Source organism: Paenibacillus sp. WLX1005, assembly GCF_046603685.1.
Taxonomy (GTDB): domain Bacteria; phylum Bacillota; class Bacilli; order Paenibacillales; family Paenibacillaceae; genus Saccharibacillus.
In genome coordinates this window covers 4462698-4478568 of the sequence record NZ_CP176756.1, presented here as the reverse complement: position 1 = coordinate 4478568, position 15871 = coordinate 4462698, and the positions used below count along the sequence as shown (strand labels likewise).

Annotated in this window: 14 protein-coding genes; 6 read left to right on the top strand and 8 right to left on the bottom strand. The window is 45.7% G+C overall.

The genetic code is table 11. The annotated features are described in order from the left end of the window. Positions 1–229 precede the first annotated feature (229 nt). The 5 genes from ACE3MZ_RS19140 to ACE3MZ_RS19120 all read right to left on the bottom strand — a co-directional run bounded on the left by ACE3MZ_RS19140 (position 230) and on the right by ACE3MZ_RS19120 (position 7631). Positions 230–1234, bottom strand: a complete 1005-nt coding sequence (locus ACE3MZ_RS19140) for a cation diffusion facilitator family transporter (protein ID WP_411343702.1) — start codon at positions 1232–1234, stop codon at positions 230–232. A gap of 521 nt (positions 1235–1755) precedes the next feature. Further along, positions 1756–4296, bottom strand: a complete 2541-nt coding sequence (locus ACE3MZ_RS19135) for a diguanylate cyclase domain-containing protein (RefSeq protein ID WP_411343701.1) — start codon at positions 4294–4296, stop codon at positions 1756–1758. A gap of 39 nt (positions 4297–4335) precedes the next feature. Beyond that, on the bottom strand, positions 4336–4923 hold the full coding sequence (locus tag ACE3MZ_RS19130; RefSeq protein ID WP_411343700.1) for a biliverdin-producing heme oxygenase: 588 nt from the start codon (positions 4921–4923) through the stop codon (positions 4336–4338). A 458-nt stretch (positions 4924–5381) separates the two neighbouring features. Continuing rightward, positions 5382–5765: a hypothetical protein gene (locus ACE3MZ_RS19125; protein ID WP_411343699.1), complete on the bottom strand. Its 384-nt coding sequence runs from the start codon at positions 5763–5765 to the stop codon at positions 5382–5384. A 624-nt stretch (positions 5766–6389) separates the two neighbouring features. Beyond that, on the bottom strand, positions 6390–7631 hold the full coding sequence (locus ACE3MZ_RS19120) for a multidrug effflux MFS transporter (RefSeq protein ID WP_411343698.1): 1242 nt from the start codon (positions 7629–7631) through the stop codon (positions 6390–6392). A 213-nt stretch (positions 7632–7844) separates the two neighbouring features. Here ACE3MZ_RS19120 and lipA point away from each other — a divergent pair, with 213 nt between their 5' ends. From lipA to ACE3MZ_RS19105, 3 genes are all read left to right on the top strand, one after another. Further along, the gene (lipA, locus tag ACE3MZ_RS19115; RefSeq protein ID WP_411343697.1) at positions 7845–8738 is read left to right on the top strand and encodes a lipoyl synthase; all 894 of its coding nucleotides are present in this window, start codon (positions 7845–7847) and stop codon (positions 8736–8738) included. Between the two features lie 20 nt (positions 8739–8758). Continuing rightward, complete coding sequence (locus tag ACE3MZ_RS19110; RefSeq protein ID WP_411343696.1) at positions 8759–9451, top strand: YutD family protein; 693 nt, start codon at positions 8759–8761, stop codon at positions 9449–9451. A gap of 155 nt (positions 9452–9606) precedes the next feature. After that, entirely contained in the window at positions 9607–10020 is a 414-nt protein-coding gene (locus ACE3MZ_RS19105) for a hypothetical protein (protein ID WP_411343695.1), read from the top strand. Positions 10021–10358: 338 nt separating this feature from the next. On the opposite strand, the gene ACE3MZ_RS19100 is transcribed toward ACE3MZ_RS19105, so the two are convergent. After that, complete coding sequence (locus ACE3MZ_RS19100; RefSeq protein ID WP_411343694.1) at positions 10359–11168, bottom strand: NAD kinase; 810 nt, start codon at positions 11166–11168, stop codon at positions 10359–10361. Between the two features lie 757 nt (positions 11169–11925). On the opposite strand from ACE3MZ_RS19100, the gene ACE3MZ_RS19095 reads away from it, so the two are divergent. Further along, a complete protein-coding gene (locus ACE3MZ_RS19095; protein WP_411343693.1) occupies positions 11926–12303 on the top strand; it encodes a globin in 378 nt (125 codons plus the stop codon). A gap of 54 nt (positions 12304–12357) precedes the next feature. Then, positions 12358–13068: a DUF2225 domain-containing protein gene (locus ACE3MZ_RS19090; RefSeq protein ID WP_411343692.1), complete on the top strand. Its 711-nt coding sequence runs from the start codon at positions 12358–12360 to the stop codon at positions 13066–13068. A gap of 219 nt (positions 13069–13287) precedes the next feature. Here the strand turns inward: ACE3MZ_RS19090 and ACE3MZ_RS19085 are convergent, their stop codons facing one another. Then, entirely contained in the window at positions 13288–13518 is a 231-nt protein-coding gene (locus tag ACE3MZ_RS19085; RefSeq protein ID WP_411343691.1) for a hypothetical protein, read from the bottom strand. Further along, positions 13515–13667 carry a YycC family protein gene (locus tag ACE3MZ_RS19080; protein WP_411343690.1) on the bottom strand — a complete coding sequence of 51 codons (153 nt, stop codon included), beginning with the start codon at positions 13665–13667 and terminating at the stop codon, positions 13515–13517. Before ACE3MZ_RS19080 ends, ACE3MZ_RS19085 begins: the two co-directional genes overlap by 4 nt. Before the next feature lie 139 nt (positions 13668–13806). Between ACE3MZ_RS19080 and ACE3MZ_RS19075 the strand changes: the two genes are divergently transcribed. Continuing rightward, positions 13807–15612, top strand: coding sequence for a M3 family oligoendopeptidase (locus tag ACE3MZ_RS19075; RefSeq protein WP_411343689.1), 1806 nt, complete (start codon positions 13807–13809; stop codon positions 15610–15612). Positions 15613–15871 lie beyond the last annotated feature (259 nt).

Here is a 15871-nt window from a genome sequence, read left to right as displayed (position 1 = left end):
CTACGATTGCCTTACGAACGAAACATGAATCAAAACAATACGCCTGAGCAGCGATATTCATTCTGCTCAGGCGTATTGTATGATACATAGAGATAGCCACGATTTTTTTGGTACAGTTGTTGTATAGAATGAATTGGTACGGAATGAATAGGCTGATGCGGAATATAGTCATGCTATTTATTATGCCGCATCCATCTACATTCTATATTGCTATATAAGATGTAGATTATTACACTCGATCAAGTTCGGCATCGCTATCTTTCCACGTCTGAATACGGTCATCCTCGATAATACTAAGCGCCGCATCGGCGATATCGGGATTCGTGAGTAGTGCCTGCTGAACGCGTAATTTAATATCGTCAGCATCCGCTAACGTCAATCCTTGCTTCAGCTCAATCACGCCATCTACATGATAATAACGACCTTCCTGCACGATGCGCAGCATTTGAATATCTGCCACCTGTTCATCTGCAAAGATCGTCTCGGTCACTTTATCTTCCACATCCTTCGGCGCGGAGACACCGATCAACCCGATCATATTGTCGTAACCGACCCGGAAGGCAACAGCGATCATCAGACAGCCAATCATCAGCGTGACGATCCCATCCAACAGTGCAAAGTTGGTCAATGCAATCACGATTACCGATATTAGCGCCAGCGTTGCTCCTAGTACCGCTACAATATCCTCGTAAAAGACGAGCCGTGTCGGCGGTGCTGCGCGTCCTACATTGCGGAACGCACTCGAAACTATGCCCAATCCATGCGCTTCCGGCGCGCGAGATTCGTGAATAATCTCCTTCATTGCTTTGATTAGAATAAGCCCATCGACCAGAATGTTAATGATCAACACAATAATGTTGAGCCAGACCCCACTGCCGCTAGCTGCCGGATGCTGAAGCAGGTGAATGCCCTCATGGATCGTTTCATACGCCATAATCGTAACGACAATTACCGCGATCATACAGAAAATATTGATGACCCGTCCGAAGCCGTTTGGAAAGCGTGGAGTTGGTTTCTTTTCAGATAGGACGCTACCAACAAATACAAACCCCTGATTGACCGCATCTGCCAGCGAGTGCATCGCTGACGCGAATATCGCACCACTGCCGCTAAAGGCAAAAGCGACACCTTTGCAGATGGCGATAACCGCATTGCCGATCATGGCGACAGCGGAAGAGGTGTTTCCTTTTTTGATGAGTTGCAATAGTGATTCTTTGGGTTGTTGCTGAGACATAGGAACCTCCTTAAAAAGTAAAATCCTTCTCGTTCTGTGCCGTATTCCATTTTCATAATCTGTTCGCTTGATTGCATAGGAACAAAGGGAATAGAGCCGTACTATGTACATAGTTGAATCGGTGCTTAGCCTATTATACAGCAATCTTTTCCAGTGTCATTCGTAGTGCAACACAGTGATGGTCTTATTTATATATGCACATACATAACGGATACGTCACAATATTCATTTATACAATCATCTGCAAACACCCAAGGTTGCGTCTAACAAAGTTTTACAAAGCGCCGATTCATTCTTGGTAAACCTGCATCTTATTTTTTGAGAAAATATCTAAAGTTCTACCTATCGTTCTATCTATGATCTATTTATCGTCTAATTGTTGTATGCTTTCGTAACTTACAAACACGAACAGCCCGTCATCCGTCGTTAACCATCTATGCAATTCAGTTGCAATGGTTCCGGCGATGCGGGCTATTTATGTTATTTTATCCTGTCATCGTATACAGGACGATGGACATCATTTATAAAAAGGCGACTTGATTTTTACCAAGATTCTTCGCCTGCATTAACGCTTCTTCGGCGCGCAGGATCAGATCGGTCGGGTGAACGAGTGGATCTGGTTGCAGCATAACTCCGCCAACGCTAACGGTAATAAAGTCGCCGGTTTCCGCTGTGTTCGCAGGAATTTGCAGTGCTAAGACGCTACTGCGAATATCCTCAGCAAGTTGCACTACATCGTCTTTGCTGCTACCGCGCAGATTAATCATAAAGGTACCGCCACTAAAACGGGCAATATCTGATTCTGCACCACTTGCGATTACATTCAACACGTCCGCAACCCATTGTACGCATAGATCGCCGCCGTTGAGTCCGTGGATGGCATTGTATTCTCGCAGATCGTCAATATCAACGAGCAGCAGAGACATCAATTCCTCCTGCTGAATAGCGGTATACCAGTCTTCCATCAGCTTCTTCTCAAATGACACGCGGTTTGGCATATCGGTGAGCGGATCGGTTGTCATGTAGTTTTGCAGCTGATCACTGACGACATGATACGCTTCTTCCAGACCAGTATCGAGTGAAGATTCACGTGCAATGATCATCACTGACGGTTTGCCGCCATAGCTAATCGAAGCCAGCGTTAATTCCAATTTTAACGAATCGCCGTTTCGATTTTGGAAAAAGGTATTGTTGGTGATCATATGGATCAGATTCTGTTCCAATTGTTCCAGATAATTGACCATCTCATCCTTGGAATCATCTTGTACAAACTGCATGAAGTCCAGACCAAGCAGATCATCGCTTTGTTCCAGACCGAGCAGGACAGCAGCCTCGTGATTGGAATAGATGATTCGACGTTCCGTCAGCGTGAAGAAGGCAACTGGGGACATCTCCATGAGCTGTAAATATCGCTGCTCGTTCCGACGCAGTGTACGTGCATCCTGAAGCGCTTGTTCTTCAACTTGCCGCAATTGACTTTCCGTTTGCCGATGCACAATTGCTTTCAATTCCGGCAAAATATTCAGCTCTTTGGGCTGCCAAGGGAAGGAGGTGGATTGCACGACCTGTCGCCACTTTTCAAACGATTTACGTGGGGAGAGTCGGATACCGTCATTTTCTTGAATGACTGCTTTGGCAGGGTCGCCTGCCCAATCGACGATTTGCAGTACTTCAGGGCGGAACCAGATAATATAATTTTGCTGCCCCGGCGAGATCGCCAGATATAACGCACCGGATGCTTTGGCTTTGTATGCTTTGGCTGCTTCGTATTCCAGACTGAGCCGCGAAGTAGCATGCCAGTATTCGCGCGAACGCCCGCCCATCCAACCTGCCAGCTCGCGAATCTGCTGCGGAGTTGGCGTATTGCCGAACGTCAGTAGCTTGTCCTGATAACTGATTGCTGCACCAGATGCGCTCATTAAGGCAAGTAACGTATGTTCTTCGTCATGCAGCTGTTCTGCTACCCGCACCGAACTTGTATTACCGGTGAAGATACTCGCAATACGTAATGCCGTTTTGCGCAATTGCAGTTCGGCTTCATAATTGTCCAGTTGCTGCCGCTGATACAATTCGCTGGAGAAGAACGAACCAAGAAAATTGCAAAGATTGCGTTTACGATGGGAAATGTATTTTGCCGAATAATGATGGCAGGTAATTAGACCCCACAGCTGATTATCATGAATCAGCGAGATAGTCATCGTCGCACCCACACCCATATTGTGCAAATACTCAATATGCAGCGGGGATACGCTACGCAATACGGATAAGCTCAGATTGAGCGGTTTCCCAGTAAGCGGTTGAGTTGTTGGAACAATTTCAACAGGCTCGTAGTTGACGTCGACGATCAGTCGCAGCCAATTGCGCAGATAGAGCGCGCGTGCCTGCTTCGGAATGTCGGAAGCTGGATAATGATGACCGAGAAACGGTTCTAATCCTTCATTTTTGGCTTCCGCAATCACTTTACCATTCCACTGGTTATCGAATTCATAAATCATGACCCGATCATAGCCAAGCATATCTTGAATCTGCTCCGCCGCCGCTTGACTCGCTTCGATCCGATTGCTTGTTTGCTTGACCTTCGTAAAAAAGGACTGGATCCATTCAAAATCATATCCAACTGTTTCGTCTTCCGTTGGATATTCCATTTCAATAATGATAAGCCCTTCACTTTCATGTAAAACGGCATAGAACGTTATCGTTTCTCCATTTACATCAATGACAATTTCGGTATATTGCAAATCGGAAGTAGCTTCAGCACTAAGATCACTATGTAGTAAACTGAGTAGCTGTTCTGTTCCGATAATGCGTTCCAGTGGTTGCCCCAGTAGTTCATCCGGTGTATAGCCCAGCATATTCTTCGTATTCGTACTGCACTGAACAATTGTATGCTCGCTATCTTTGGTGACAGCAAGCAGGATGCCGTGCGGCTGAATACGACCTGGAATATGAATCGGTTCTTTATCGCAATTAGTCAGGTCAATCGGTTCCTTGGTGACGTAGTTTCCTTCTGTCAGCAAAGTGCGATTGAGTGGTTGATCGTTCTTGTTGCTGGCGTCAGACATTGTAGGCTGACCTCCATTCCTGTGTTGTAAGAAGACGAATTACGTATGGAACCACGCATCAAGCAGTTGGAATGTCTGACGTGCTGCATCCACAATCTCTTGTTGTTCCTGCGGCGATTGTCCACGATTCACAACTACATCGCGGAAACTTTGCCATTGGTCACGTGTATCCTGACCATACCCGTTAAAATAGGAAATACCTGCTCCCGGCTCAACCGGTAGGAATTTCATCAATTGCTTTGTAATTATCTGTCCACCGAGCGTAGACCCTTCGATCACATACATACTGCCGATCAAGCGCGCAGATGTAGAGATATCCGGCAAACTGTCGCATAGTGGCAAGGCATCCAACTGTTCACGAGTTACACCGAGATGCAGTAGATCTTGTTCGAGCAATGCTGTTTTACCACGAATATCCATATCCAATCCGAGCTGCTCTGGCAGTCCAGAAGATATCGCATGTTGCTCCAACGGACGCAAAAATCCGTAAAACAGCTGCAAATATTCAGTATATTGAGGTAACGTCATACTTTTATCCATCATGGAGCGCGCATAGTCATTATTCTCAATCTGACGATGGGCTTCCGCAGTATCTGTCCGCAGACGCTCCAAAATATTAGTAGTCATTCTGATCTCATCCTTTACCAATAAATATCTATAAGCAAAACAAACGGGGAATCATGACAGCACTTCGCTAAATAAAAGTTTGTCGCAGGATAGGATCAATGAGAAATTTTGCACATGTAAGTAACCGCTTTAACTAATACGGCATGCAGATTGTAATCTGATTGTTATCACCCAACGTACTCTGTTAAACTGTTCCACTATTTTAACATGACCATCCAGACAAAAATAGTTTGAATTTAAACAAACAGCCATTGCAATACACAGGATTTTCCAGTTATCATGCTAGAAATAGTAGGATTGTAGCAGAACGTACCATATTATGAACACAAACGCAAATCTATCAGTCACTATACAGCTCATCTATTTCCTACATGATGCAACAGGCTGCCTCCCCTATTATATCTAAGGAAGACAGCCTGTTCATATGAATAAAAGCCTATAGGACTCAAAAGAAACGTTTAGTTATTGGATGTAGCTGGCTTTTTGCGAAGCCAGATCATTGCGAATAAGTACGCTGCGAGCAGTGTCGCTGTCGCGGCGCTCATCCATGTCCAGTGTAACAATGCGGCATGTTGAGACTGATTTGCCAGATCCAAGCCGTACCAGAACAATAGCAGCGAGATCACACCAGTGAGAACAAGCCCGCCTAGTGCTGTTCCATAGCGATGCAGCAACGACAGATGAACAAAATGCCGGATCTCATTACGATAATGAATAGCTGCCATGCTTACATAGATCATGCCCAGCAGAATATTCCATCCGGTATGCAGCAGCAAGAAATTCATGATCATCAGAAAGACCACTACCCCGGTTATTTTGCCAAAATGCCGATCGATCCACATGCCTGCCAATCCCCTTTACCCTTAAAATTATGATGCCATCTTATATATATGGATGTGCCGATGCTTCATTGAGAGTATGTGTGCACATGTTTAACCGTGTAAGATTCATTACGCGATACGCTGATTGGCGTTTCGGTTTCTTCTATTAGTATCTACTTGTATGTATATCGGACGATCATATCCTAAATGTAGATTTATATAGATATTAATGGATTTTTTTGGTGAAACGAACGATTCAGCTTCGCAATTCACGTACAACATCTACCTTTACCAATACAGCATATATGTAGCTACAGATGTGGCATACGCATATAGCATATATGTACAGTAGACCCACAGATGATATACAAACAGGTGGCACTCTGCATAATCTGCAAAGTGCCACCTGTTTTAATTTTATATTGTTCCCCAATATAACTTGCGCTACATTCAATTTTTCTAAAATAAACCCTTATTAAATACGCAATGTCTTCTAAAATGTAACTTCTTCTAAGACATAACTTCTTTCAAAATGTACCTTGTATGAAGCAATCATCTCAAATCACAGCAAACAGTCATGTGTCTCAAATGACAACCATCGTTTGTTGCAACATCCTTTGTGCCTGATTGTAGGTCATTACGCTGTTATTGCGACTTCGCCTGCTGCTGTCTTTTTTCGACCAACAATAGGAAGCAGATCACTGCCAGCGTCTCCGCTGTGAAAATAACGACGCTCATCGGCACCGCTGTTGTTCCACTACCGAGACCGACCAATGGTGAAGCCGCAGCGCCTAGCGTTAACGGCAGCAGACCGAGCAGAGCGGAGGCACTACCTGCTGAATTTCCCTGTGTTTGCATTGCCAGCGAAGTAGACGTAGCCGCAACCGAACCGACACACGATACGATCAGGAACAGCATGGCTGCGATCAGGAACAATCCGCCACCAGCAAAAGCGATAATGAGCAGCAGTAACGCCGCTGTAAAAGCAACGGTCAAACTAAGACGCAATATACGCAATTCGCCAAACGTTCCAGACAGACGACCTGCCAGCTGAGAGCATATGACAATCCCGAGACCATTCAGCGCGAAGAACAGACTGAAGCCCTGTGCCGATACGCCAAAAATATCTTGAATCACAAAGGGCGAACCGGAAATATAAGCAAACATCGCTGCTGTAACAAACGCCTGCGACAATGCAAAGCCCATAAAAGCACGATCACGTACAAGACGACCGAATGTACGAAGCGTACTGCTTAACCCCCCAGCAGCTTTGCGATCCGATGGCAGGGATTCTGGCAAACCGAACGTTACCGCAATCAGCATAACTGCCCCGATTATAGCCAATACTACAAATACACCCTGCCATGGTACAACCTTTAACAATAATCCGCCAATGATCGGTGCAGCAATCGGCGCCACCCCGTTAATCAGCATCAACAGAGAGAAGAATTTGGTCAGCTCGTGACCAGAATACAGATCGCGTACGACCGCCCGTGAGATGACAATGCCGGCAGCTCCGGTTACACCTTGAATAAATCGCAGCAAGATCAATACCCAGATGTTGCCGGTAAAAGCGCATAATAGCGAGGAGATTGTGTACAACACGAGTGAAAATAACAGCGGCATCCGGCGACCTTTTACATCACTGAGCGGCCCGACAACGAGCTGTCCAAAAGCAAGACCGAGCAGACATGCGGTCAGACTGAGCTGGGCAAGCGATGCTTGCGTGTGCAGATTATCAGCCAGCGTAGGCAATGCTGGCAAATACATATCGATTGATAGCGGCGCGAATGCCGATAGCGAACCGAGAATGAGCGCGGTCAGCAGGCGACGCGACGAACTCATGTTTTCGGCTGACAACGTTTTGTTTGCATTTATTTTGTTCATATTGATTATGCCGTCCTTTCCGCAACTTTGGCGAATCCTCCGCAACCGCCGTATGACGGGAACGAAGCATCCGCACGACAATCATTAGTGTAAACGATCATTACCATTTAAACAAAGCAAAGATTTCAGGCTTATGCATTTCATGCTATAATGAATCCCAATGATTGATAAATCCTGAATGACAATACACCCGAGGAAGGTAGGTCAAGCATCTTGTCTACAAAAGCTAAGCAACCGAAGCCCGAATGGATCAAAATCAAGATGACCAACAACGAAAACTATCAGGAAATCAAAAGCATGATGCGCTCCAAAACGCTGCATACCGTATGTGAGGAAGCTCGTTGCCCGAACATTTACGAATGCTGGGCGAACCGGACTGCTACATTCATGATACTGGGAGATATCTGTACGCGCGCTTGTCGTTTCTGCGCCGTGAATACAGGGATGCCGACGGAACTTGATTTGCAAGAACCAGAAAGGGTAGCTGAAGCCGCAGAGCAGATGGGCCTGAATCATTGTGTAATTACAAGTGTTGCCCGTGACGATCTCAAAGACGGCGGGGCGATGATTTTTGCGGAAACGATCCGTGCGATGCGCAAACGCCTGCCATTGTGCAGTGTGGAAGTGCTCATTCCTGACTTTATGGGCGATATTGAATCGCTGCGCATTGTGATGGATGCCAAACCGGATATTTTGAACCATAATATTGAAACGGTAGAGCGCATGTCTGATCGGGTCAGAGCGAGAGCAAAATACCCACGCTCGATGGAACTGCTGCGCAACTCCAAAACATTGCAACCAAACATTCCGACCAAATCCAGCATCATGCTGGGCGTAGGCGAGGAGTGGGATGAAATTTTACAATCTATGGATGACCTGCGTGCCGTGGATTGCGATATTCTGACGCTGGGTCAATATTTGCAGCCAAGTCCGAAGCATCTGAACGTGGCGAAATATTACACACCAGAAGAATTTGCGATTTTAAAAGAAGAAGGACTGAAGCGCGGATTCAGCCATGTGGAATCCGGTCCGCTCGTTCGCAGCTCCTACCATGCGCATGAACAGGTAAAATCCGCATCGAAGTCGAAGGAAACTTCGACCGTTTAATTGCGAAAGGCGGGACGACCTTGATTCAGATTGGTGGCAAAACCTACGAGATCATCAAAGAATACCGGAACGGCTGGAATGTCGATATTTTCCGTGAACGCTATAGCGAAGTACTGGAACGGTATGATTATATTTTGGGCGATTGGGGCTATAACCAGCTTCGACTCAAAGGATTTTACCGGGATGGTCATCCGAAAGCGGCGAAGGACAGTTCTCTATCCAGTCTGACCGAGTATATTAACGAATACTGCAATTTTGGCTGTGCCTACTTTGTTCTGCAAAAGACCAAAGACGGCCCGCCGGAAGCCAAGTCCAGCGAGGGCGGCGACAAACCACAGCGCTCCAGCAGAAGTCACGGCAAACGTGACCGTGGTGACCGTCAGGACAAAGGCTCTTCCGGTCAAAAGCAGGGCAAGCAACAAGCTTCTGCCCAAGCAACAGCCGCTGGTTCTGCTGACAATCAAGCCAAAGAGTCATCTCCACGGCAAAAGCAGCAGAATAACCAGAATCAGAACCAACAGCATCACCAGAATAATCAGCAACGTCAGAACCAACAGCAGTCTCCTAATCAACAGCAGCAAGCTTCCAATCAACAACCGCAACAGCAAACGCAGCAACCTTCTCCATCCCAGCGGAACAATCCGGCACCTGCTCCGGCAGCTCCTGCACCCGTAGCAGCCCCACAGGCAGCCAACGAGCCGCAAAAGGATTAAATAACCTTCAATGAAACTCCTTCTATACTTACTGTGAAATACAGTGAATGCAGAAGGAGTTTTTATTTGTGAAATTTAAAAAAGTACAAAATGTACATTCTGTACTTTTTTCATTTATAGTCGTATAATCATACATACAGAAAGGAGTGCTTTTTATGAATGCTATACAAAGTGCTACTGAAGTAAGAGCTAACTTTGGACAATATATTGATGATGTTGTTAGAGTGAAACCACAATTCGTCAAACGTAATCGCGATATTATTGCCAGTTTTTCCATAGAGCAGCTAAAGTTAATTTTTGCAGCATACGAGTTTACTTTTGAATATGAACAGACAAACGACACATTCGTTGGTTCGATTGAACAAATTGAAGATATTATTGCCGAAGCAAACACGCTTGAAGAATTAAAATTGTCTCTGGCTACTCAATTATTTGAATATGCGGAAGAATATTTTGAATATTTTGAGCAGTATCAGAATGCCCCTAACCGTAAAAAGCATGTTCCCTATATTATGCGTGTACTTGTCTATAACAGTCCTGAAGAGATTGTAAACCTGTTACATGGCTAGTTGGAAAGACTTAAGAAGGTATCTGCAAAGAGATGGTTGGGAAATGTACAGACGGGGCGTCGATGATATGTATAGAAAAGTTTTACCTAATGGGGATATTTTAAAATGTCGGGTTTCTAGAGGAATAGGTGAAATTTCTCCTGCATTGTTCAGTAGGATTTTAAAACAGCAGCTGCACACGGACAAAGAAACATTCAACTCCAAAATCTAGGTGATATACAAACAAGCCTTCTTCACTCCAACGGGATCAGCCGGCGGAGAGAGGAAGGCTTGTTTGCATGTATACAATTAAAAATGTGGTGTAGCGTCACTACGTATTGCTACTGTCAGCTGTCAGTTCAACCGAGGAACGACTGTCTAACCCGATTCCAGAACGGATACGGACGGTAGCGGGCGAAGCTGACGCGGATGTTGGACACCTGACAGCGGATCGAGATGAGATCGTCGATTGGAATGTTCAGATGATCCACAGTCAGCTGCAAGCGCTGCTGCTTGCGCGAGTGAATATCGCAGTGGTGATGCTTGGGCAGCATCATGGACGAGCCGAGTGTGCGATAGACTCGATTGTTGATCGACGCAATCTCGGCGATTTGTAGCGCTTCAATCGTCGGATGCACCATCGCCCCGCCAAGTGCCTTGTTATAGGCTGTACTGCCAGAAGGGGTAGAAATGCAAATGCCGTCACCGCGAAACATTTCGAAAATCTCATCATTGATGTCCAGCTGTGCCACGATGGTCGTGCCATCTAGCCCTTTTAACGTAAACTCGTTCAGTGCCGTATAGCGAGATACCCCGCTTTTGGCGTGAATTTCCAGATCGATCAGCGGATATTTGACGATTTTCGGATTGTGATCGTCTTCTTCGCTAACCTCACCAGCCATGAATTTTACCAGATCTTCCAGCTCATCTGCTTTCCAGTCGGCATAGAAGCCGAGATGACCGGTATGAATACCGACAAAGGCAAGATCAGGAATATGGTCAATAAACGTATGAAAAGCGTGCAGCATCGTGCCGTCTCCGCCGATAGAGACAACAATTTCCGGCGATTCCGCATCGAGCTGAAAGCCATATCCGGCAGCCAGCTTATGAAACCGTTCACTTAGTTCGATCGATAGTTGGTCTCCGCGATCCAGTACATAGTATCTCAAGTTGGGGAAGCTCCTTTATCCAGAATCGTTAACCTGCTCCCTTTTGATGATAATCAATTCTGGCAATGAAAACAATCTTTTTGGGCAGGGATCTTCACAGAACACATCTCCAAACCATAGATAAAGAGCCAGTTGGCAGGCAAACGTTGACATTCGTTAGGCTTATGCAACAAAACCGCAATAATACGATCTTTTGTAAAGAGCCTGTAATCTAATTGTTAAAGTAAACGCTTACAAAAAGGGTACTATTTCGCAGTCAGTATGGTAAAATGAATACATAAGTTAACCGTAATCAACCGTCGGTAGTCAACAACACATTCAAGAATTGGAGTGATCATGATGGGTATAAGCATTATTTCCGGACTTCTAGTGTGTGGTTTTGTATATGTCATCCGATCCTCTTTCGCGCAACCCGGGGAAGAAGACGGCAGCATGTACTGAAATCAGTTGGTATGACGTATGGGCTGAATGAACAACTGCTGCAAGTCAGCAGGGTGAGCAGTATGAATTGAATTGTTGAACTTGAACCTATAGACGCAGCCGCGTAGATACACTCGGCTGCACAAGGACGCTAAACATTGAGTTAGCGTCCTTTTTTATATGTCATTGTCTTGAAATGATCGGTTTATACCAGATCAGAGGCGACAGGCATTGTTGACGACCGTGGGATAGCAGAAATTTCGACAACGCGCGTCCCACTTGCCGGGTAACTATGGTATACTTTGGGCAACGACGTAACGAAAGTTGGCGATACCCTTTGAATAATCGTGCATCTCTTTATGAGCTGCTTGGCGGTGCCGAAGGTGTCCGCCGTCTGGTGGAGGCTTTTTATCCGAAAGTGCAGCAAGACCCATTGATCGGTCCTTTATTTCCAGAAGATATTTATCCTGTGATGGAGAAACAGTATATGTTTTTGTCACAGTTTTTTGGTGGTCCATCGTTATTTTCTGATGCGTATGGTCATCCGATGATGCGTGCGCGGCATATGGCGTTTCCGATTACGAATGAAAAGGCAGATGCCTGGCTAGCTTGCATGAATGCAGCGCTTCAGGAGATTGGCGTGCAGGATGAATTGCGTCAATTCGTAGTCGACCGTTTATCCGGTCCAGCACATCATTTTGTGAACAGTCATTGAGTTCTGTATCGTCAGCATACAGAAGTATAAATAAACGTGGGGGAAGAAGTACAGATGGAGGAGTCCATACAGTTAGAACCGCTATATCAAATCAACGTCCAATGCCCGCAATGTGAGGAATCGTTTCAGACGAGTCGGGTACGACCAAGTCTAAAACGCGTCTCACGCCGGGATTCTGATTTTTGCGCATATTACCAGCATGAGAATCCTGATTTCTACGTCGTACGGGTTTGTCCGCATTGCGGCTTTGCCTCAACGGAGAATTCGATGGCTACACTCAGCTCCGCCCATAAGCAAAAGTTTATGACCGAAATCGGTAATCGACTTGCCAAACGTGATATGGGCGGTCATCGCACACGCGAGCAAGCACTGGAAACGTATAAACTGGCACTGATGTGTGCGCAAGCAATCGGTGACAGAGAACGGATTATTGCTAGCTTTTTGCATCATATCGCATGGTTGCACCGTTACAATGGCGAAACCGAGCAGGAACTGCGCTTTTTAAAATACTGCATGGATTCGTACATCCGTGTGTATGAACTAGAAAGTATCGGCGGTAGCGATGCTCGGCTCATGTTCCTGATCGGTGAGCTGCACCGGCGTCTTGATCAATTTAACGAAGCGGTCAAATGGTTCTCACGTGTTATCAACGACCAGCGCATTACCGATTCCGCGATGATTCGTGCTTCGCGTGAGCAATGGGTCGTTCTGCGCGAGCAGATGCTAGCGAAAAATCACGAGCTTCCGCATGAGATGCAGGAGTAGTCAGCAGGATACTATGTTTAGAAAATGCTGAAACTTTAAAGATAAAACACAAAAAAGAACCGTCTTGCGCACAGTATCCAGTGCACAAGATGGTTCTTTTTCTCATTATTTCTGCTCACATGTAAACAACATCCGTACAAGATACCTTTATCCGCGTATTCTCCATACGTAGCTAATGAACCATGTTCTAGTGACAAACGTGCTTGATCGGCGGTTCAATCAGCGTAAAATGGTATCCGTCAGCAAATAATCGCTATCACTGTCCAGCAAAGTCACCCGATTGCTGCAACATGGGAAGACGAGCAGCCTTTTTTTACCGTTGCGGATTGTTGCCAATTCCTTCGGCTTGATCGGTAACAGCACATTGCCAGCTTGGCAAAAGGGGCAGTCTTGAATATATACATCGTTCATCACAATATCGTAAGGCCATGCCTGGTTGAACGGAATCATTGAGACTTGTCACCCTGTTCGTCCTTAGCCATTTCAGCCAGTTTCTGCATTAAAATATGCTGAGGCATGTGCATCAGCTGTTCAAGCGGGATATTCAGCTTCTCTGCCAGCTTGACGGCGGTATCAGCTGAGATTTGTAGTGGTCGCATGTCAGGCTTCCTCCTCCATACCAAAATAGTGTTGAATTAGAGTATACTATAGTTATACCCACTTGGCGATGAGAGATCTATTGTACATAGCAACCGCAGGTGGTCTGTCTGCAAACTTACACAGAAAGGTGATGTCATCATGAACCATCCGCTTAACCAAACATGGAATCTGGAACCGATCTTTGCTGGAGGCTCTGGCTCGGAACAACTGCAACAGCACTTACAGCAGCTGACCGAAGATATTACAAAACTGACTGAACAGGTCAAAACCGTGTCTGCTCCGAACACAGTAGAAGAGACAACGGCTTTTGACGGTTTGCTAGAACAACTGCAACATGCTCGGATTCGTCTACGCGAAGCTGCTTCCTTTGCAGGTTGTCTGACTGCACAGGATCAGAGTGATAAGCAGGCGGTTCGTCTGTCGGCATCGCTTGGCGATTTGTCAGCACGTTTGCAAAGTCTGTTTGTACAATTTCAAAGTATCCTGCTGAATACAGAAGATGACGTATTCGCACAGTGGATCAAACGCCCAGAAGTGGAGCCGATCTCCTTTTTCCTGAACGAAATTCGTAGTCTGGCACGTGAGAAAATGACACCAGAACTGGAAAGTCTGGCGCTAGGTCTGGCGGTTGATGGATATCATGGCTGGAGTGACTTTTATGATACGATCGTAAGCCATGTGCGAATTCCATTTGAACAAAATGGTGAAACCGTGCAGTTGTCCGCTGGACAGGCTGCCAACAAAATGAACGATACAAACCGAGAAGTACGTGAAGACATGTTCCACAAATGGGAAGAAGCATGGACTGGAGTAGAAGATTTCTGTGCCGATACGCTCAACCATCTAGGTGGATTCCGTCTGAAATTGTATGATAATCGTGGCTGGAACAGTGTACTCAAGGAGCCGCTGCATATAAACCGTATGTCTCAGCAAACGCTGGATACGATGTGGGATGTTATTGTCAAAAATAAGCCTGTCTTCGTATCGTATCTGGAACGGAAGGCTCAAGTGCTAGGCGTCGAGAGATTGAGCTGGAATGACGTGGATGCGCCAATCGGTAATGTGGATAGTCAAGTTAGCTATGACGATGCCGCCGATCTGATCGTAGAGCAGTTCCGCAAGTTTAATCCCGATATGGCAGACTTTGCGGTCAAAGCATTTGACCAGCGCTGGATTGAAGCGGAAGATCGTGCTGGTAAGCGTCCGGGTGGCTTCTGTACATCGCTGCCGCAAAGTAAGGAAACCCGTATTTTCATGACCTATAGCGGTACAGCATCCAATGTATCAACGCTAGCACACGAACTCGGTCATGGGTATCATCAGCATGTGATGAACGAGCTGCCTGCGTTCAGTCAACAATATGCGATGAATGTAGCGGAAACGGCGTCTACATTTGCGGAAATGATTGTTGCCGATTCACTGGTCAAAGGTGCAGCTAACGATGAAGAAAAGCTGTCTCTGCTAGAAGATAAAATTCAACGCAGCATTGCTTTTTATATGAATATTCATGCGCGCTTCTTGTTTGAAACACGCTTTTACGAGCAGCGTCGTTCCGGTATGGTAGGTAGCGAGCAGCTGAATGAATTGATGGAAGAGGCGCAGCGTGAAGCGTTCTGCGATACGTTGTCTTCGTATCATCCACATTTCTGGGCATCCAAGCTGCACTTTTACAAAACGGGCGTGCCATTTTATAACTTCCCGTATACATTTGGCTATCTGTTCAGCACCGGTATCTATGCGCTGGCTCAACAAGAAGGTGCAGGCTTTGCTGCTCGTTATGATGCGCTGCTGCGTGATACTGGTCGGATGACAGTCGAAGATCTGGCACAGAAACATCTTGGTGTCGATCTGACACAACCAGAATTTTGGCAGCAAGCAGTCGACGCGAGTATCGCCGATGTGAATCTATTCCTGGAAATGACTGCTGACCGGGTACAACAATAATTTGTTCCAATACGCATGATGTAGTTGGTAAAAAGAATGTCATTCCTGCTGCATGAATACACAGTAAAAGATCCAATTCATGCAACACATGATGTAAAGAAGGCTTTGTCTTTTCATAGACAAAGCCTTTCTTTTTTTATTACCGACTCTTAATTTTTGCATAAATGCGCAAGTTATAAAGTGACAAATTTAACTCAGTTGCTGTCGTAAAACACAGCAGAAAACAGTATAATAACAGTGAAAAATGTCGAATAATAGT